Annotated in this window: 18 protein-coding genes; 8 read left to right on the top strand and 10 right to left on the bottom strand. The window is 47.1% G+C overall.

What is annotated here, in order from left to right:
- Positions 1 to 40 precede the first annotated feature (40 nt).
- Positions 41 to 868 (top strand): glutamate racemase, encoded by an 828-nt coding sequence (murI, locus tag SPL68_RS07360; protein WP_323814454.1) that lies wholly within the window; start codon positions 41 to 43, stop codon positions 866 to 868.
- A gap of 23 nt (positions 869 to 891) precedes the next feature.
- On the opposite strand, the gene SPL68_RS07355 is transcribed toward murI, so the two are convergent.
- Together SPL68_RS07355 and SPL68_RS07350 are read right to left on the bottom strand one after the other, a co-directional pair.
- On the bottom strand, positions 892 to 1,404 hold the full coding sequence (locus tag SPL68_RS07355; protein ID WP_323814453.1) for a CBS domain-containing protein: 513 nt from the start codon (positions 1,402 to 1,404) through the stop codon (positions 892 to 894).
- A gap of 218 nt (positions 1,405 to 1,622) precedes the next feature.
- On the bottom strand, positions 1,623 to 3,041 hold the full coding sequence (locus SPL68_RS07350) for an MFS transporter (protein ID WP_323814452.1): 1,419 nt from the start codon (positions 3,039 to 3,041) through the stop codon (positions 1,623 to 1,625).
- Between the two features lie 360 nt (positions 3,042 to 3,401).
- Between SPL68_RS07350 and SPL68_RS07345 the strand changes: the two genes are divergently transcribed.
- Positions 3,402 to 6,122 (top strand): PD-(D/E)XK nuclease family protein, encoded by a 2,721-nt coding sequence (locus SPL68_RS07345; RefSeq protein ID WP_323814451.1) that lies wholly within the window; start codon positions 3,402 to 3,404, stop codon positions 6,120 to 6,122.
- A complete protein-coding gene (locus tag SPL68_RS07340; protein ID WP_323814450.1) occupies positions 6,122 to 9,712 on the top strand; it encodes a UvrD-helicase domain-containing protein in 3,591 nt (1,196 codons plus the stop codon). Before SPL68_RS07345 ends, SPL68_RS07340 begins: the two co-directional genes overlap by 1 nt.
- A gap of 92 nt (positions 9,713 to 9,804) precedes the next feature.
- On the opposite strand, the gene SPL68_RS07335 is transcribed toward SPL68_RS07340, so the two are convergent.
- Together SPL68_RS07335 and SPL68_RS07330 are read right to left on the bottom strand one after the other, a co-directional pair.
- A complete protein-coding gene (locus tag SPL68_RS07335) occupies positions 9,805 to 10,092 on the bottom strand; it encodes a hypothetical protein (protein WP_323814449.1) in 288 nt (95 codons plus the stop codon).
- A gap of 228 nt (positions 10,093 to 10,320) precedes the next feature.
- Positions 10,321 to 10,527 (bottom strand): cold-shock protein, encoded by a 207-nt coding sequence (locus SPL68_RS07330; protein ID WP_039913407.1) that lies wholly within the window; start codon positions 10,525 to 10,527, stop codon positions 10,321 to 10,323.
- A 357-nt stretch (positions 10,528 to 10,884) separates the two neighbouring features.
- Here SPL68_RS07330 and fnr point away from each other — a divergent pair, with 357 nt between their 5' ends.
- From fnr to SPL68_RS07310, 4 genes are all read left to right on the top strand, one after another.
- Positions 10,885 to 11,643, top strand: coding sequence for a fumarate/nitrate reduction transcriptional regulator Fnr (gene fnr / locus SPL68_RS07325; RefSeq protein ID WP_323814448.1), 759 nt, complete (start codon positions 10,885 to 10,887; stop codon positions 11,641 to 11,643).
- A gap of 29 nt (positions 11,644 to 11,672) precedes the next feature.
- Positions 11,673 to 12,263, top strand: a complete 591-nt coding sequence (locus tag SPL68_RS07320) for a DUF4202 domain-containing protein (protein ID WP_323814447.1) — start codon at positions 11,673 to 11,675, stop codon at positions 12,261 to 12,263.
- 43 nt (positions 12,264 to 12,306) lie between these two features.
- Complete coding sequence (locus SPL68_RS07315; protein WP_323814446.1) at positions 12,307 to 12,684, top strand: SirB2 family protein; 378 nt, start codon at positions 12,307 to 12,309, stop codon at positions 12,682 to 12,684.
- 260 nt (positions 12,685 to 12,944) lie between these two features.
- Positions 12,945 to 13,463 (top strand): hypothetical protein, encoded by a 519-nt coding sequence (locus tag SPL68_RS07310; protein ID WP_323814445.1) that lies wholly within the window; start codon positions 12,945 to 12,947, stop codon positions 13,461 to 13,463.
- A gap of 99 nt (positions 13,464 to 13,562) precedes the next feature.
- Here SPL68_RS07310 and SPL68_RS07305 read toward each other — a convergent pair whose 3' ends face one another.
- The 3 genes from SPL68_RS07305 to SPL68_RS07295 all read right to left on the bottom strand — a co-directional run bounded on the left by SPL68_RS07305 (position 13,563) and on the right by SPL68_RS07295 (position 15,409).
- The gene (locus SPL68_RS07305) at positions 13,563 to 13,901 is read right to left on the bottom strand and encodes a hypothetical protein (RefSeq protein WP_323814444.1); all 339 of its coding nucleotides are present in this window, start codon (positions 13,899 to 13,901) and stop codon (positions 13,563 to 13,565) included.
- Between the two features lie 72 nt (positions 13,902 to 13,973).
- Positions 13,974 to 14,981, bottom strand: a complete 1,008-nt coding sequence (gene trhO / locus SPL68_RS07300) for an oxygen-dependent tRNA uridine(34) hydroxylase TrhO (protein ID WP_323814443.1) — start codon at positions 14,979 to 14,981, stop codon at positions 13,974 to 13,976.
- A 104-nt stretch (positions 14,982 to 15,085) separates the two neighbouring features.
- Positions 15,086 to 15,409, bottom strand: coding sequence for a BolA family protein (locus SPL68_RS07295; RefSeq protein ID WP_323814442.1), 324 nt, complete (start codon positions 15,407 to 15,409; stop codon positions 15,086 to 15,088).
- 219 nt (positions 15,410 to 15,628) lie between these two features.
- Between SPL68_RS07295 and SPL68_RS07290 the strand changes: the two genes are divergently transcribed.
- Positions 15,629 to 15,832 (top strand): hypothetical protein, encoded by a 204-nt coding sequence (locus SPL68_RS07290; protein ID WP_323814441.1) that lies wholly within the window; start codon positions 15,629 to 15,631, stop codon positions 15,830 to 15,832.
- Between the two features lie 84 nt (positions 15,833 to 15,916).
- Here SPL68_RS07290 and galK read toward each other — a convergent pair whose 3' ends face one another.
- From galK to SPL68_RS07275, 3 genes are all read right to left on the bottom strand, one after another.
- Entirely contained in the window at positions 15,917 to 17,068 is a 1,152-nt protein-coding gene (galK, locus tag SPL68_RS07285) for a galactokinase (RefSeq protein WP_323814440.1), read from the bottom strand.
- Between the two features lie 7 nt (positions 17,069 to 17,075).
- On the bottom strand, positions 17,076 to 18,119 hold the full coding sequence (locus SPL68_RS07280; RefSeq protein WP_323814439.1) for a UDP-glucose--hexose-1-phosphate uridylyltransferase: 1,044 nt from the start codon (positions 18,117 to 18,119) through the stop codon (positions 17,076 to 17,078).
- Between the two features lie 192 nt (positions 18,120 to 18,311).
- The gene (locus tag SPL68_RS07275) at positions 18,312 to 18,683 is read right to left on the bottom strand and encodes a diacylglycerol kinase (protein ID WP_323814438.1); all 372 of its coding nucleotides are present in this window, start codon (positions 18,681 to 18,683) and stop codon (positions 18,312 to 18,314) included.
- Between the last annotated feature and the right edge of the window lie 31 nt (positions 18,684 to 18,714).

Genomic DNA, 18,714 nt, shown 5'->3' with positions numbered 1-18,714 from the left:
AACATCTCACGCTAATCAGGCCATTGATTTGACCCACACCATGACGAATTCCACTCAAGCATCATCAGTTCCGCGCATTCTGGTATTTGACTCAGGCGTGGGTGGTTTGAGTGTCGCTCATGAAATTCAACAGCTTTTACCCAAAAATCCGCTGATTTACGCCTCGGACAACGCATTTTTCCCCTATGGAACCAAAGGTGAAAGCGAGTTAATAGCGCGTGTGGACAAGGTAATTAATGAGCTTTTATTGCGTTACCCTGCCGATATTTTGGTAGTCGCCTGCAATACTGCAAGCACTCTCACTCTTCCCCATTTGCGCAGCAAGCTGGACTTACCCATTGTTGGCGTAGTACCGGCAATCAAACCCGCTGCGCTGATGAGCAAGTCAGGCGTTATCGGCTTACTGGCCACGCCAGCCACTGTAGCGCGCCCTTACACTCACGAACTGATCCGCGAATACGCGAGCAACTGCCAAGTAATCTCATTGGGCTCAAGTGAGTTGGTGCAAATCGCTGAACAGAAATTGCGCGGAGAACCAATCGATACAAGTGCGATAAAAGCAATTGCGCAATCAATAATGAGCGCTAATAACGCAGAGCAAATGGATGTGCTTGTATTGGCCTGCACGCACTTTCCACTGCTAAAAGATGAGTTAGCGCAGCAACTGCCAGAACCCATCAGCCTGATAGATTCTGGCACTGCCATCGCACGGAGAGTAGCTTTTTTACTTGGAGATAAAGGCGAAGCGCCTGCCGGTTACCAGCCCGAACATCTGGCAGTATTTACAAAAGAAACCAGTGAAGCCAAACAACTGGCTCAGGCTCTAACTCGATTTGGCATTAACCGGCAGGTCTATCTAGGTATTTAACTGGATATTTAATCGGGAATTTATCAACCCGCGAGACGTAAACCCTGCCCATCGGATTGCAGATTCCGCAGGATATCCATACTGGTAATAACTCCCACCGCAATTTTGTACTCAGTAACGACTACGCGGTGAATGTCATTTTGCACCATCACCGTTGCAACCTCTGCAACACTAGCATCCTGCCGGACGGTGATAATTTCTTTTTGCATAATTTGATGGACGGTACAGTTCTGTTCGGCGCGACTGCTCCACTCACGCAAGCTGGTTTCATCCAAATCTATCTCGCAGCTTTCACGATAATAATTGCGCAAGGCTTCGCGGCGGCGACTTTCCTCCATATTGCTGAACTTAAAAATATCAGAAACGGTAACCACGCCAACCAGCTCATGGTCTGACGCAATCACCGGCGCACCGGAAATCGAATGCTTGATAAAAAACTCGGCAAGGCGCTGAATGGTCCAGCCCTCATAAGCACTCAGCAGCGTTTTACTCATAATGGTCTTGGCGATAACACTATTATTATTGGTTGCAGACATATCAGTATCCTCATATGGACGATTCATTAATGCCTGTTAATTATTAACCCTGCACCCCACACCGTGAGCAAAAATCACGTTAAACCTGATTATTTTTTAGACTTTTTTGACCTTAAAGCCATATGTATAAAACCCAGAAGAAAAACAATAAGTAATAAAAAACCGCCGACAGTTATCTGGCGGCGGTTTTAAAATCACAAACAGGTGGATTTATAAACTTACAAATCAGTGATTGGTTTGTATTTAGGCACCAACAAGCGCATTACAAACCAGGCGATCAGGTATGCAGTTGCGCAGATTGCAAACATAATGGTGTAACCCATTGCGATATTGCCTGCTTTTTCGAAGTGATCGAACAAGCCACCACCCAGTTTATTGAGCAGTACACCGCCCATACCACCCGCAAAACCGCCAATGCCGACTACAGAACCTACCGCTTTTTTAGGGAACATATCCGATACAGTTGTGAAAATATTTGCCGACCATGCCTGATGCGCAGACGCACCCACAGCGATCAACAGAATTGGAATCCACACAGAGATATGCCCTAACGGCTGAGCCAGTAAAACAACAAGAGGGAATAAAGCGATTACAAACATAGCGGTACGGCGCGCATTAAATGCATCCATACCTTTTTTGATGAAGTAGCCAGGGAAAGCACCGCCACCAATACTACCGAACATAGTCAGGGTGTAGATCAGTGCAATTGGCAATGCGATTTCGGTCTTTTCCATTCCGTGTTGTGCGCTCAGGTAAATCGGCAGCCAGAACAGGAAGAACCACCAAACACCATCGGTCATAAACTTACCGAAAGCAAAGGCCCAAGTTTGCTTGTAACTCAACAGGGTGAACCATGAAGTTTTTACTTCTTCTTCAACAGCTTCAGCTGCTTCAACGTCGGAATTGATGTAGGCGCGCTCAGAATCACTCAAACGCTTTTGCTCGCTCGGTTTGTCGTACCACACCCACCAAAAAGCAATCCACACAAAACCGATAATCCCCACGATGATAAATGCCCACTGCCAACCCCACATCACGCCAATTACTGGCACAGTTAGAGGAGCAAGGATTGCACCTACGTTTGCACCAGAGTTAAAGATGCCGGTTGCAAACGAGCGTTCTTTTTTAGGGAAGTATTCAGCAGTTGCTTTAATCGCCGCAGGGAAGTTACCCGCTTCACCAAACGCCAGTACCGCACGAGCAATCATAAAACCAGCAACAGAATATGCGGTTATCGCAAGCGTTCCATTAACAGTACCATTTGCCTGATCAATATCAGCCAAACCAATCCAACTTAAAACAGTGTAAAAAGCAGCACCCATATCGTAAGCAAATGCGTGAATAGCCGCACCAAGCGACCAAATAGCAATGGCGATGATGTAGCCGTTTTTGGTACCAAATTTATCGATGAAACGACCCGCAAAAATCATGGAGATCGCATAGACGAAGGTAAACAGTGCAGTGATATTGCCGTAGTCGTTGTTATTCCAGCTGTACAAATGCATCAGCTCTGGAGATAACAGGCTCAATACCTGACGGTCGAGATAGTTAACGGTAGTGGCAAAAAATAACAGACCACAAATAGTCCAACGGTAATTGCCAACCGATTGTTGGCCGAGGGCAGCTTGCTGGTTCATAAGGTCACTTGCTTATAGTTATGGAATACAAAGGGAATCATAGGATGCACAGCGTAAAAACGCTAAAAAATAGTGCAAACAAATGAAACTCTCACCTGTTTGTATTGACCTGGATGCCGGGAACTTATCCGTACCCTTGGGTGTTGCAGGGTATATATTAGTGACGCAAATCGAGTTGCGCTTATTATGGGGCGAAAAAGTACCATGTTTAACAGGGGCAAACAACCCGCAAGAAATGTAAAGTCTTTATCCAACAACTACTTATACACAAAGTTTATGCACTGGTTATAACCAAAAATCTGTTGCGCCCCCGACTCTACTGCCATAATCGCTCTACATTTATAAAGCAGAAAATGCATCATGGTTGATACCTATTTCGATATAACGCCTTATCTTTCCGCGATTAATAGTGGCCAGCTGATCATTACCGCTAACAATCGCCTGCGCAATCATATGCTGCGCGCTTATGGTCAACAGCAGACTGATACCGCAAAAGTATGGGGCAGTCCGCGCATCTACTCATTAAGCCAATGGATCGAACTGAATTGGTCATTATTGCAGCGCCGCAGTTATTCACCCGCAGCGAAGCGAATTATCAACAATCTGCAGCGCCAGACATTGTGGGAAAAAATTATTGCGGAGTCCTCGCTTGCATCCAAACTCTTGCAACCAGAACCTCTGGCGCAGGCGGCCGACAGCGCACTGCGTAACCTTGAACTCTGGCAACTTAGCGAAGAACAGGTACGCGCTGCCGAGCCGCTGCTCAACAATCAGAACAATACTTACTGCTGGCTAACTTGGCTGGGAGAATTCCGTGCACGCCTAGCACAACTGGGATTTATCACTCAGGAAATGGCCAACCAGATTTTGGTTGGTGCCTTTAAAGCATCGCAGATAGACAAAGAACCACTTATCCATCTGATTGGGTTTGATGACATACCACCGCAGCATCAGGATTTAATTAACAACGCCTGCCATGAATTGTGCAATAACAAACCAGAGGCACAATACTCTGAGTTGATTCGCACCGAAGCCTCCAATAGCGAAGCCGAGATCCGCTCCGCTGCACTCTGGAGCAAACTCCAGTTGGAACAAAACCCTGCGGCGATGATCGGTATTATCGTGCCCAATCTTGGCCAGTGCCGCGATCAGGTTGAGCGTATTTTTGTCGAGATATTTGAACCACTCGCTGCCCTGCCTGATCGCCCGCGCTACACCCTGCCCTTTAACTTTTCTGCCGGTACACCTTTAGGCGCGACGCCGATTATCAGCGCAACACTGGATTTATTAGCCCTGCAAAAACCCTCGTGGGATTTAGAAGCAATTTGCAACTTGTTACTCTCACCTTTTTTTGGCGATGCGAATAAAGAATTAGTCCTGCGCACACATTTAATTCAAACCCTGCGCAAACTCGGTAAGTTCAGCATTAGCCTGAGCGATTTGCGTTACCACTGCCAAAAGTTATCGACCAAACTCGGCATCGCCGAAGGCGATAACAATTTAGCAACTCGATTAGTACAACTGGAAAATTATCGTCGCCAAACCATTGGTAACCAAAGCGCACAGTATTGGTGTGATTTTTTTCAGCAGCATTTGCAATTGTTGGGATGGCCAGGAACGCGCCGCTTAGACAGTCAGGAGTATCAGCAGCTCACACTTTGGAACCAAGTGCTGGAAAATTTTTTGCAACTGGATGGCACCGGCATTCAATTTAGTTACGCGGGCGCGATTCAACAGCTGCGTACCATTGCGGGGAAAACGCCGTTTCAGGCACAAACCCCCAATTCACCCATTCAAATTCTCGGCGCACTTGAGGGCGCAGGTTTGCAATTCAGCCACTGCTGGGTAATGGGTTTACATCACCGTCAATGGCCGCCAGTTCCTGCACCAAATCCATTACTGCCCAGCAATTTGCAGCGCACACAAAAAATGCCACACGCCAGTGCTGAGCGCGAATTGCAATTTGCGCGCGCACTCACGGAACACTATCGCCAGTGTGCACCGCTAGTCATTTTCAGCTCAGCACATACTGATGATGACAGCGAACTCAGCCCCAGCGCCTTAATTCGCCATTTATCACTCACACCTATAGATACACTCATCGCAAATGCAGAAAGCCCTAGCGCACAGAATTACCGCGTGCTTGCCGCAACTCAGCAGTTAGAAGTGGTATCGACGGCAACTGCGCCAAACTTGGATATCACACAAGAAACTGTGCGCGGCGGAGCAGGATTATTTAAAGAACAAGCCGCCTGCCCGTTTAATGCCTTTGCACGTTTGCGCTTGGGCGCAACCAGTATCGATGATCCAGTAGCAGGCTTCTCTGCCATTGAACGCGGCAATTTATTGCACGATGCATTAGCGATGATCTGGCGCGAGCTTAAAGATCAACAAACCCTACTCGCTCTGGATGAAACTGCGCTAGCAGAACTGATCAATCAAAAATCACAAACTGCCGTGGATTCGCTCAAACAAAAACGCGGCACCAGCATCGGTGTTTTTTACGCGCAATTGGAACAGGAACGTTTAACGCAATTAATTCAAGAGTGGCTTGCGCAGGAAAAATTGCGCCCGGCATTTTCAGTGATTGCAATCGAGGAAGAAGTACAGCTTGAGTTTGCAGGATTACCGCTGAGATTACGTATCGACCGTATCGATCAATTACATAACGGCGAACTGATTTTGATTGACTACAAAACCGGCCAACCCAATGCCAAAAGCTGGCAAGGTGAACGCATGGATGAGCCGCAACTGCCACTCTATGCTGTTACCGCCGCTGAACCCGTTGCCGCCATTGCCTTTGCACAAATCAATGCAAAAGCCATGAAGTGGATTGGCACTGGTGAATTAAATTTGAATCACGATGGTATTTATCCCGGCAAAATTTCCTGGGAGCAACAACTGCACGACTGGCAAATGCACTTACAACAATTAGCGACTGATTTCATTCAAGGCGATGCGCGTGTCGATATGAAAAATCCTGCGGCAGCGCAATATGCAGAAGATCTTCTGCCATTAAATCGACTGCAAGAACAAGACGCACTGGCAGCATTTATTGCTCGCACTCAAGGAGCAATCTAATGTCCGTTATCGATTCAATTGACAATCAACCTATAGACAATAAACAAATAGACAATAAACCTATTGATCAGCAAGTTCGTTTTGATGCGCTCGATCCGCAAACTTCTTTTGCAGTTTCCGCCCCCGCAGGTTCAGGTAAAACCGGTTTGTTAACGCAGCGCGTATTAACCCTGCTCGCCTATTGCGATGAACCCGAAGAAGTCTTGGCAATTACCTTTACGCGTAAAGCGGCGGGCGAAATGCAAGACCGGATTATGCATGCACTCTGGCAAGCAGCCGATCAGCCCGAGCCGCAAGATCCTCACCCACAACGCACATGGAAGCTCGCACAAGCCGTATTAAAACGTGACACTGAATTGCAATGGAATCTATTGCAAAGCCCGCAGCGTTTGCGTGTGCAAACTATCGATAGTCTGTGTCGTTCCATCACCAAACAGTTGCCGCTCGCCAGCGGTATAGGTGCACAGCCAGACACACTCGAAGATGCCGATCAGGCTTATCGCTTGGCGGTGCGCGAACTATTTAATTTATTGGAACAAGAATCGCCACTGCGCGATGATTTGACTCGTTTGCTGCGTCATTTGGATAACAATCTGCAAGCGGTAGAAAATTTATTGATCGGCCTACTCGCCAAACGCGAGCAATGGCTCAGTGTATTACTACAAGCGCGCCACGAAGATGCACGCGCATACTTGGAACAAGTATTGCGCGATGTGATTTGCGAGCATTTGGATTTGGTTGAAAATGCCCTGCTGATTCACAGTAGCGAGCTTTGCAGCATTGCCGACTGCGCAGCCAGTAACTTGCAGGAAGAAGGCGAGAAAAAAAATCGCATCCACGAATTACTGGGTATAAATGGTCTGCCCGATACAGAACCAGAATCAATTGATCAGTGGTTAGCTATCGCAGATTTGTTAATAATTACCAGTAAACCCTACACATTTAGAAGCCGTCTCACCAAGGCCGAAGGCTTTCCTGCAGGAAAAGAGAACGCAGATTTAAAAAATCGCTTTAGCGAATTAATTGCGGCGATTACCGATACAGCACCTGAGGCCGAACAATTACTGCAAGAATTACGCGGTTTGCCATCGGCAACTTATGCCGAACATCAATGGCAATTACTCGACAGTCTCACCAGCATTCTTCCAATACTGGCCGCACAGCTCACCATTGTGTTCAAACAACAAAGCGCAACTGATTACACTGCGATCAGCCAAGCTGCGTTACTCGCTCTAGGTGATGATGATTCTCCCAGCGATTTAGCACTGCAATTGGATTATCGTATTCGTCATATTCTGGTGGATGAATTTCAAGATACCGCCAGCCCGCAACTGGAACTCTTGCGCAAACTCACCAGCGGCTGGCAAACCGGCGATGGTCGCACACTGTTCATCGTGGGCGATGGAATGCAATCCTGTTACGGATTCCGCAACGCCAACGTAGGTTTATTTTTGGATGCACGCCAACAAGGTATTGGCTCAGTAGATTTAACCGCGCTGGATTTGCGCGTAAATTTCCGCTCGCAAGCGGGTGTGGTTCACTGGGTAAATACTATTTTTCAAAACGCATTTCCCGCGCAGGATGACATCAGTCGCGGCGCGGTAAGCTATTCACCATCGGTTGCATTTAAACCTGCAGTCGAAGGCGATGCAGTTAATTTTTATGCGTGCACCTATTCCACTGAAACCAAGTCATCTGAACGAGATAATGATGACGATGAAAACGAAACCTCATCGCGCGTCAGCGCTCAACAACAAGAGGCAGAAAAAGTTGTCGAGCTAGTGCAGCAAGCACGCTATGACAATCCCAACGGCAGCATTGCGATTTTGGTGCGCACGCGCAACCACCTCGCACGCATTTTGCCTGCACTCACTGCAGCTGGCTTGCATTACCAAGCAACTGAAATTGATCGCCTCGCCAGCCGTATGGCAATTATGGATTTGCTCTCGCTGACGCGTGCGCTGCTAAATCCTGCTGACCGCATTGCATGGTTGTCTGTATTACGTGCACCTTGGTGTGGGCTGGACAATCACGATTTGCATTACATCACCACCACCAAGCTGGATGAGCAAAATCCGCGTGCAAATGAAACCGCATTTGCTGTGATCTGGCCGCAACTGGAGTTGCATGAGTTAATTTCTGGCATTAGCACACAAGGCAAAACAATTCTCGCGCGCGTGGTGCCGATTCTCACGCAAGCATTGCAAGCGCGCTATCGCAAACCATTGCGCCAATGGATTGAAGGTATTTGGTTTTCCTTGGGCGGCCCAGCCATTCTGCTTGACGAAAATGATCGCGACAACATCAACAGCTTTTTTACTTTGCTCGATAAACATCAACAAGGCGGCAGCATTCAGGATTGGCAAGTATTTAACAATGCTATCGAGCGATTATTCGCCGCACCGCGCGCCGATGCTGATCCCAAATTGCAAGTAATGACGATTCACAAATCCAAAGGCTTGGAATTTGATACGGTGATTATCCCCGGTTTGGATCGCAGCGCACGCAAAGACGACAAACAATTACTGCTCTGGCAAGAACGAATTAATCATCACGGCGAAAAGCAATTGCTGCTCGGCTCACTCGCCGCCACTGGCAAAGAGGAAGACAGCCTCTATACCTTTATGCGCCGCGAAGCCGACAAACAACAAGCATTTGAATCAACACGGCTACTCTATGTTGGCTGCACACGCGCCATTAAACGCCTGCATTTAATCGCCTGCATAAATACCAAAGACGAAGAATTAGTCGCGCCCGCAAAAGCATCATTACTACACAGCATTTGGCCGTTTGTAAAAGACGATGCCATTCAAGTGCAAAGCAACAACTCCATTGCGCGCCGCGAGCTTTCTATTACCGATGATTTATTTGCCGAAAAGCCAAAACCCGGCCTGCAACATATTTTGCGTTTGCCTGCAAACTGGAAAATGCCGGAGTTAAGCGATGTAACGCTGCTCAATGCCTATCGCGGCCACGAATTTGGCATGAGTGAAACCGAAAATGAATCAAGCGAAAACCCGCTCAATCTACCCGAAGTAGAAACCACCAACGCCCGCCTCGCCCGCCACACAGGCACAGTGATTCATAGCGCGCTGCAAGCCATAGTGGAAAACAAACTGATTACTCATTCGGCATCCATTCCAGCAAATGATTTTATCAACCAACAACAACCATTCTGGATAATACAACTGCAAGAATTTGGCTGGAATGGCGAAAACTTGAATCGCGCCTTACAAAAAATCACCAAAGCGATCACCAACACACTCAACAGCGAACAAGGCCACTGGCTGCTCAATAGCGAGCACGAACAAAGCGCATGTGAATTATCACTCATGCAAAAAGAAAAACAGGACGTCCGCGAACACATCATCGACCGCACCTTTATTGCCGATGGCACTCGTTGGATTGTGGACTACAAAAGCAGCGAACCTGAAGCTGGCGAAGCAGAAGAAAGTTTTATCGCCAGAGAACTACAAACCTACCTACCCCAACTAACTCGCTATAAAAAATTGATAGCAAGCACAGAAACGCTACCCATAAAAACGGCGCTTTATTTGGTCAGTATTAATAAATTGGTTGAGACTGTATAAAACAAAACTCCCGAGCGAGCTCGGGAGTTTTTTAGGATTCAGCATTCAATTCCAACAGGACATTAGCGTTTAATTAAATAGGTTTATTGGCTCTATAAATCCAAGCCATCAACATCACCTTTAAATGGCCTGCTTAGCGTTCTAATAAAAATGGAAATTGTTTTAAAGGGAATATCGACAATAAAATCTAATATATCCCAGACTACAGATGACTCATCCCTATCGCTAGACTTTGGTTTTATATAATGCGCCGCGATAAAGCAAAAGAGAACCGATAACAAGACAATAAAGTCAAACCCAGCAACAAACAAATCCCAGACAAGATAAACCCCTAAACAAAACAAGAGTACGGCCAGCAATAACCTTACTTCATCGATCATTTAACTATTCCTCATGAGTTTGCGAAGAGCCGCTTTCGACCAACAAGAGAAGACTAAAAACATTCCATAAGCAGGGAATTTTTTGTTCGCAGCTGGGGCAGATATAACCCAACCAATGGCCAAAGGCATTACCTTTTGCCCAGAGCATACCGTGGTGAATATTACCGACAATAAAAAACCGCCGCAGTTGCCTGGGCGGTTTTCGATCAGACTGGTTTATGCAACCAATTACAGACCAATTACGTTTTCAGCTTGTGGGCCTTTTTGGCCTGGCTTAACGTCGAATTCTACTTTTTGGCCTTCAGCCAGAGTTTTGAAACCTGAACCAGTGATTGCACTGTAGTGAACGAATACGTCTTGGCCAGCTTCGCTCGCGATGAAACCAAAACCTTTAGATTCGTTGAACCATTTAACGGTACCTGTACTTCTAGCCATATAAACCTCGTTGCTCTTATAAATAATTAGATGAAACCCCAAGTGGAGCTGTGCTGGCGATTCAGATGTTACTTATGAAGAACAAAACGCGGTACTAATAGATAACTGCTAGAACAACGAGGTGACTTACCATAAATAATGCTGCGAACAAACCAACCAGCCAAATATATTATTCACCCAGTTTCGTGTAAAGGCTTTATTGTTCGCAGCCGTTGGTGTTTTTAGTTATAAGGCATGACCATCGAGCAATTGGCCTGTGCCACCAAGCGCTATTTACCACCTACACCAAAGCTGCAACAATCGCACTATTCAGTTATTCCCCTAAAAACTACAGGGATATCCGCTTCAGAGACACCCATGACTGCAAAACAACCTATCGCCAAACAGGTAGAGACAAGCTGTCCGCACGATAAACGCATTAATTGCGGCAATTGCCGGTTAAATACGATTTGCCTGCCTATCAGCCTACATATTGAGGATATAGATCGCCTCGACAAGATTATCCAACGCGGAAAACCGCTGCAAAAAGGCGATTATTTATATCGCGCTATGGATCCCTTTACCTCTGTGTATGCCATTCGCTCCGGTGCAGTTAAAGCCATCACCCTGAGCGATAATGGCGAAGAACAAGTCACCGGCTTTTATTTGCCCGGAGAAGTTGTTGGTATGGATGGCATTGCGGACAACCGCTATACCAACTCTGTTATTGCTCTGGAAACGGCTTCGGTGTGCGAAATTCCATTTGAACGAATGGAAGAATTAAGTTTGCAGATTCCTAATTTGCAACGTCATTTTTTCCAATTAATGAGTCGCGAAATTACGCAAGATCAGCAAGTAATTACCTTGTTGAGCAAAAGCAGCGCCGATGAACGCATTGCTGCCCTACTCCTAAGCATCTCCAGCCGCAACGGTCGCCGCCAACTTTCAGCAAACGCATTCCGCTTACCTATGTCGCGCACCGACATTGGCAATTATTTAGGTTTGACGATAGAAACTGTTAGCCGCGTGCTAACTCGCCTGCAAAAGCAGGAAGTGATTGCCGTGGATAAAAAAGAAATTTTGATTACTAACATGGAACAGCTGCGTGCAATTGCCAATGGCAATAGCAACTGCTGATTTCCTATAACAATGAATGAGCAACCGCTATGACTGATCAAACACGTTTGGAAAAAACTCTCGCTGCATTTGATGCGGCCAACTTACATGACCCGAATACTGAAATGGTCGATGGAAAAGCCGTCGCCAAAGAATGGATTTATGCACAGCGCATGAGCGCGCAACTCGCATTGTTTTGCGAAGCGCCTTCTGAAGCACTGCAACTGGCAGCGCGCAGCCAACATATTTGCCGCTGGAAAATTCCGCGCAACGATTACCCAATGGATAGAAGCGGCTACAAAAAATGGCGTTTGGATTTGGCGCAGTTGCACGGTGATATAGCAGGCGAAATTATGGCGGAACAGGGTTACGACGAAACGATAATCGCGCGCGTCAAAGATTTACTGCTAAAACGCAGCCTGAAGCGTAATGATGAAGTGCAAGCGCTGGAAGATGTTGTGTGTTTGGTCTTTATCGAATTTTATTTGGAAGATTTTGCCAGCAAACACGATGAAGAAAAACTCATCGATATTATTCGCAAAACCTGGAATAAAATGTCTGAAAAAGGCCATGCGGCAGCTTTAAAACTGCCATTATCAGAGGCGATGTTAGGCTTGGTCGGCAAAGCCTTGGCAGCCTGATTTTTTAAAAAACCATTTAACAATTATTAAAAGGAAAATAACCGTGTACTTAGCCCTTAAACATCTGCATTTAACGTTTGTTGCTTTATCTCTGCTCGCTTTTGTTATTCGCGGCATCTGGCTTTTTATGGGTTCCAGCATGCTTACTAAAAAATGGGTAAAAATTCTGCCGCATATCATCAGTACCATTTTATTAGTGAGTGGTATCGCGGTTGCTGTGCATTTAGGCATGTCACCCGGCAGCCAGCCCTGGCTGATGGCAAAAATTATTGGTTTGATTGTTTATATAGGTTTAGGTGTAGCCGCATTTAAGGCAGCGAATCCTACGACACGTAAATTGTGCTGGGTGATTGCGTTAGTGGTTTTTGCCTATATTGTCAGCGTGGCAGTGACCAAATCGCCGGCTGGATTCTTTGGTTAATAGAGATTAGTTAGTAAATATCGGTTGGCAGATATCACTCCATCACCTGAAAGGCAGCCTGACGCTGCCTTTTTTATTACTCAAAGAAACTCTCGGTTAACGTCGCATAAAATTGCAACTTTATAGAAAAAGGCACATCTAGTACTAAAAGTTATATAAAGACCTAATTTTATTTACAATACTTGACGCATCTTTAAAAGTGATTTATATCACGTCTCAGTTGTTCCGCTTTCATATAACTTTAATAATCGGTGAGACCTATGAAAAAAATCCTTTTAGCTATTACCCTTCTATCGTTATCACAATTCGGTTTTAGTTGTGACGAAGCCTGTAAACGCGCAAAAGCAGAATCCGCAAATAACGTGAAATTCGCCAGCTACCTGAATGCCAAGTACTGCAAATCCACTGGGGTCGATTTTTTAATTCAAGGTCGCAAAAGTCTGCAAACTTACAAAGAAAAACAATTGCCGACTGCGCATCGCGGCGGCGCTAAAAATATTCGCAACTTTATTTTGCAACGCAAAGACTGGTTGCAAGAGTGCGATAACTATCTGCAATTGACTGACCAAGGCCGCATTTTCCGCGATAAAGACAGTACCGATAAAATCATCGGCGCAATGAATGGAACAGCCGATGCGCTCGAAAAAATCATGAAGCGCCCAAAGGCTGAAGTTGAGAGTTTGGAATTAGTTACAGCACCTGCTGCATCCAAATTTGATGACCTTTTTAAATTGGTGGATGCACAGTATCTTGAACTGCAAAGACGCGGCCTGTTGTAACCCCATCAGTCACTGCAAATCCACCCCATAAAAAAACCGGCGCTTTGAACGCCGGTTTTTTTATGAATGAGCAACTGGGATAAAAAGTAATTCGTTGAATCAAGAACTCTTTTTAAGCGAGAGCACTGAACGTTGTGGTTTATCCGGGCGCTCGGCAAAACGTTTTGCCAATTCTTCACGCGCTTTAATCGCTTCAGATTTTGCATCCTGCGCCGGGCTTGATTGCCAAGACTTAGGCGCACTACCACCTGATTTTGCTAAAAACTCCAAACCCGAACGCAATAAACGCGCCTGATCAACAAAACTCATTCCTTCGGGGAATTTGCCGGGATACACCTCAGAAGGATCTTTTGGATTACCTTCGATGCGAATAGTAAATCCACTAGCGTGAGTTGCCGTTCCCGCTGCCGTATCGGCAGTCCAGTCATCAAAGTTCATAGGTATCACAAATATTGGTTAACAAAAGCAGCATTAAACCATAAAGCATTTATGTGACAAAATAGCTAAATACTATTTACTGGTTTTTGCATTGTCCGCCGCCAATGACAAGCGACGCTGCTCTTCGCGATGTTCCAACTTTTGCGCGCGGCGCAATTGGCGCTCAGGTGGCAACACACCAATGTGACCATGATTGCGCTGCTTGGCCAACTCGATTTGTTTTTGACGCTCACTAAAGCGAGTCATTTGCTCTGGTGTCAGCTTATCGAAACAGCGCGGACAGCAAACACCCAGCATATAGTGCTCGGAGGCTTTGTCTTCTTCAGTGATCGGGAAACGACAGCCGTGACATTGATCGTAAATCCCTTTTTCCAATTTATGATTCACCGCTACGCGGTTATCGAACACAAAACATTCGCCGCGCCACAAGCTTTCTTCTTCCGGTACTTCTTCCAGATATTTAAGAATGCCACCTTCAAGGTGATAAACCTCTTCAAAGCCCTGCTCTTTTAAGTAGGCGGTAGATTTTTCACAGCGAATACCACCAGTGCAAAACATAGCCACTTTTTTGTGTTTGGCTGGGTCAAGGTTGTCGGCCACATAAGCCGGAAATTCACGGAAGGTTTCCGTTTTAGGGTCAAGCGCGCGCTCGAAGGTGCCGATCTCGTATTCGTAGGAGTTACGGGTATCAACCACTACTACATCAGGATCGCTGATGAGTGCGTTCCAATCTTGTGGTTTGACGTAGGTGCCCACAATTTTTTGCGGGTCTATGCCATTGACTCCCATAGTGACGATTTCTTTTTTCAGCTTCACCTTCATACGATAAAACGGCTGTTCGTCGTAAAACGACTCTTTGTAGCTCAGATTATCAAAGCGCCCATCATCACGTAGAAATGCAGTCAGGCCGTCAATGCCTTCGCGTGAACCAGATACAGTCCCGTTAATCCCCTCTTCCGCCAATAGCAAGGTTCCCTTGATTCCCAACTGATCGCACAGGGTTTTCAGGCGCGGGACCAGCGTTTCGTAATCGGGCAATTTGACGAATTTATACAGGGCGGCAACAACAATTTGGCTCATAAACTTCACTTAGAGGGTTAGCGGTAATCAGATTCCGGGGTTTAACAACAGCAGAATTACACAGGGCGCGCATTATAGGCGTTTGTTTTTTGCACAACCAGCACTTATTTTTGGTCGTGTTTGCTGCCACCCAAGCACTGGGGCGATGCAGGAACCTGCGCACTCGCCTGCCACTCTTCTGGGCTAAAGGTATGCAATGCCAAGGCGTGAACACCAGATTGCAGCTCCTCGGCCAAACAGGCATAGATAGCTTGATGGCGCTGCACCTGGCGCTTGTCAACAAACGCTGCAGAAGCCAACACCACTTTAAAGTGGGTTTCCGAACCGGGCGGTACTGAGTGCATATAGCTCTCATTAATTACTTCCAGATGTACTGGCTCAAAACTGGCACTCAGTTTGGTATGGATGCGGCCTTCTACGGGATTCATAGCGTTGCTCTTGTTAGGTAAAGCGTTTAGGTAATGCGGCTTTCAATAATGCGACTGCATCCACAAGGATTGAAGGAAAACTATCTGCACCTGTGGTTATGCAAAAAAACTCGGCGCATTTTAACGGCAAAGATCTACACTGTGTTTGATTTGAGACAATTTGCAGCGAGTTAAATTACCCGATTAGCGATCAACAGACTGATTAAAGAAGTATCCGCCATGAGTGATCACAAGATTTTTTTCGACCGCCGCAAAGGACATGATCGCCGCTTGGATAGCGACCCCTGCAAAAACATGCCGCTGGATCTCTACCATCGCAAACGCCGTAAATCGACTGAACGCCGCACCGAAGACCGCAGTATTGCCGAGGATTATCAAGCCTTTGCAAAAGGTACTGATAACAGCAACAAAACCCGCCACTAGCCTGCAAATTCCCTAAACACCAGCCATAAAAAACCCCGCAGAAGCGGGGTAAAACGACAAAAAATCACATCGAGATTTAAAAACTTAGGCAAAAGCCCCAGCACTCGCCTTGGCGCGAATAATCGTTGGCTCACAGCCCGTTTGCTCCTGATAGCGCAATTCAACTGCCGTCACCAATTGCGGGATAACCGCAGCCGGTGCAACGGCAACCACACAGCCGCCAAAGCCGCCGCCAGTCATGCGCGCACCTGCTTTGCCTTCACCGGCAACCGCCAGAATGTTTACCAAGGTATCTATGGCAGGCACGGTGATATTAAAATCATCGCGCATAGACGCATGGGACTCTGCCATCACCTTAACCAGACCCGCCAGATTAGCTTCCGATAAGGCTTTTGCTGCATCCAGCGTGCGCTGATTTTCAGTCAACACGTGGCGCGCACGACGGAAACTTAAATCATCCAACTTGCCTTCTGCCGCAAGCAGTTGCGACAACTCAACAGCGCGCAAGGACGACTGACCAAAATAGGCCGCCGCCTGCTCACATTGCTGGCGACGCTGGTTGTATTCGCTATCCACCAAACCGCGCTTAACACCGCTGTGCACGATCAGAATTTCCCAATCGGCTGGCACGGATACGGCACGAGTAGATAAATCCTGACAGTCGATTAGCAATGCCGAGTTTTCCTGACCGCGCGCTGAAATCAGCTGATCCATAATGCCGCAGTTACAGCCGACAAAATTGTTCTCTGCCGCCTGCCCCATCAACGCCGCCTGGGTTGGATCAACGGTTTCACCGCTGAGCGAGGTGAAGGCGCGAATCAGTGCCATCTCAAGTGATGCCGAACTGCTCAATCCAGCACCGGAATGCAGATCACCCGCGATATATAAGTCGCCACCTGCGAGAGCAAAGCCTTGCTTGCGCATCTCTTGCACAACACCGCGCACATAGTTGCTCCATGAGGCATCGGCATCATGTACTTGGGTCGCATCCAGATCGATAACGACTAATTCGTTATCAAAGTTGTAGGCTACCAAACGCAGTTTGCGGTCATCGCGCGGGGCAAAAGCGATATAGGTGTGATAGTTGATTGCTGCTGGCAGCACAAAACCGCCGTTGTAGTCCGTGTGCTCGCCAATCAGATTGACGCGACCAGGCGCTTTAACCACCGCAACAGGTGGAACACCAAAATAATTTGTAAATAATTCGCTCATACGAGCGTTAGAGAGAGTCTTCACGCTCGTCTTACCTCAATCGAAAATGAACAGGAGTTTGTTGACGCAAACGTTCAGCCGCTTGTTCAGGCGATAAATCGCGCTGCGGTTCAGCCAACATTTCGTAACCCACCATAAACTTACGCACGCTCGCGCTGCGCAATAGCGGCGGATAAAAATGCGCATGCAACTGCCAGTGAGCAGTGTCATCCGACAGGAAAGGTGCGCCATGCCATCCCATTGAATAGGGGAAGGAGCATTCGAACAGGTTGTCATAGCGGGCGGTGATGTCACGCAATATGGCGCCAAGGCTTAATTGCTGAGCTTCGGTTAAATCGGTGATGCGCGCCAGCTTGTGCTTCGGCAGCAGCAATGTCTCGTACGGCCAAGCAGCCCAAAATGGAACCACCACCAACCAGTCATCGTTTTCAACTACTACGCGCTCGCCATTGGCAGATTCTTTTTGCGCGTAATCGAGCAACAGCGGAACAGCGTGTTTATCGTGATAATCGCGCTGTAATTCATCCTCTTTATTTACTAGCGTCGGCAGCTGCGATTGCGCCCAAATCTGGCCATGCGGATGAGGATTGGAGCAGCCCATGACCGCGCCTTTGTTCTCAAAAATCTGCACGCTGGCGTACTGCTTGCCGAGGTCAGCCGCTTCGGTCATCCAGGTGCTGATAACCGCCGCCATTTCTTCATCATTTAACAGCGGCAGGGTTTTACTGTGATCCGCGGAAAAACAAATAACGCGGCTGGTGCCATGTTCAGATTGAATTTGAAACAGCGCATCACTGCTAGCTGGAGCATCTGGGACCGATGGCATCAGCGCCGCAAAGTCATTGGTGAATACAAAGGTGTTTTTGTAATTCGGATTAAACTCGCCGCCCATACGCTTATTGCCCGCGCAGAGATAACAAGCCGGATCATGCGCCGGACTGTCCGGCCATTGATTCTCTTCTTGCTGCCCCTGCCAAGGGCGTTTGGTGCGATGCGGGGAAATCAGCAGCCATTCTCCCGTAAGCGGGTTATAGCGGCGATGAGGATGTTCGTTTACAGAAAATTCTTCAGTCATATGGATTCTTATAGAAAGTCGCAATAGTGCATATAAATATGATAATTAACCGATTTGTGTAATTTACCCTAAAGCCATCACCACTGCAATCAAGCCGAGCCAATTCAATAAAAGAAAGTCCGCAAAACAAAAGCCCCGGCACTCAGGCCGGGGCTTGGGGTTTATCTCAATAGTGGCTGAAGCGCACAGCAATTAACCAAATCGATTAAATGCCACTATTCCCCAGACTATTGCCAGCAATAACAGGCTTATAAATACCAAGGCCGAACCTATGTCTTTAGCGCGCCCAGACAACTCGTGGCGCTCGGAGCCGGTGCGATCCACTACTGCCTCCACTGACGAGTTAGCAAGCTCAGCCATTAGCACCCAAAACACACTACTGATAAGCAAAATAAGCTCAATATGGGTCTGCGCCAACCAGAAGGCCGTAGGTATCAAAATAATTGCCAGCACCACCTCCTGCCGAAATGCAGCCTCATATTTCCAAACCGCTGCAAAGCCTTTCATCGAATAGCCAAATGCATCGATGATACGTGCGATACCGGTTTTGCCAGGTTTACTCATTCATTACCTCCGCAGGAATGATCACTACACA

Source organism: Cellvibrio chitinivorans (assembly GCF_035117775.1).
In the GTDB taxonomy this organism is placed as follows: domain Bacteria; phylum Pseudomonadota; class Gammaproteobacteria; order Pseudomonadales; family Cellvibrionaceae; genus Cellvibrio; species Cellvibrio chitinivorans.
This window is presented reverse-complemented; position numbering and strand designations above follow the sequence as displayed.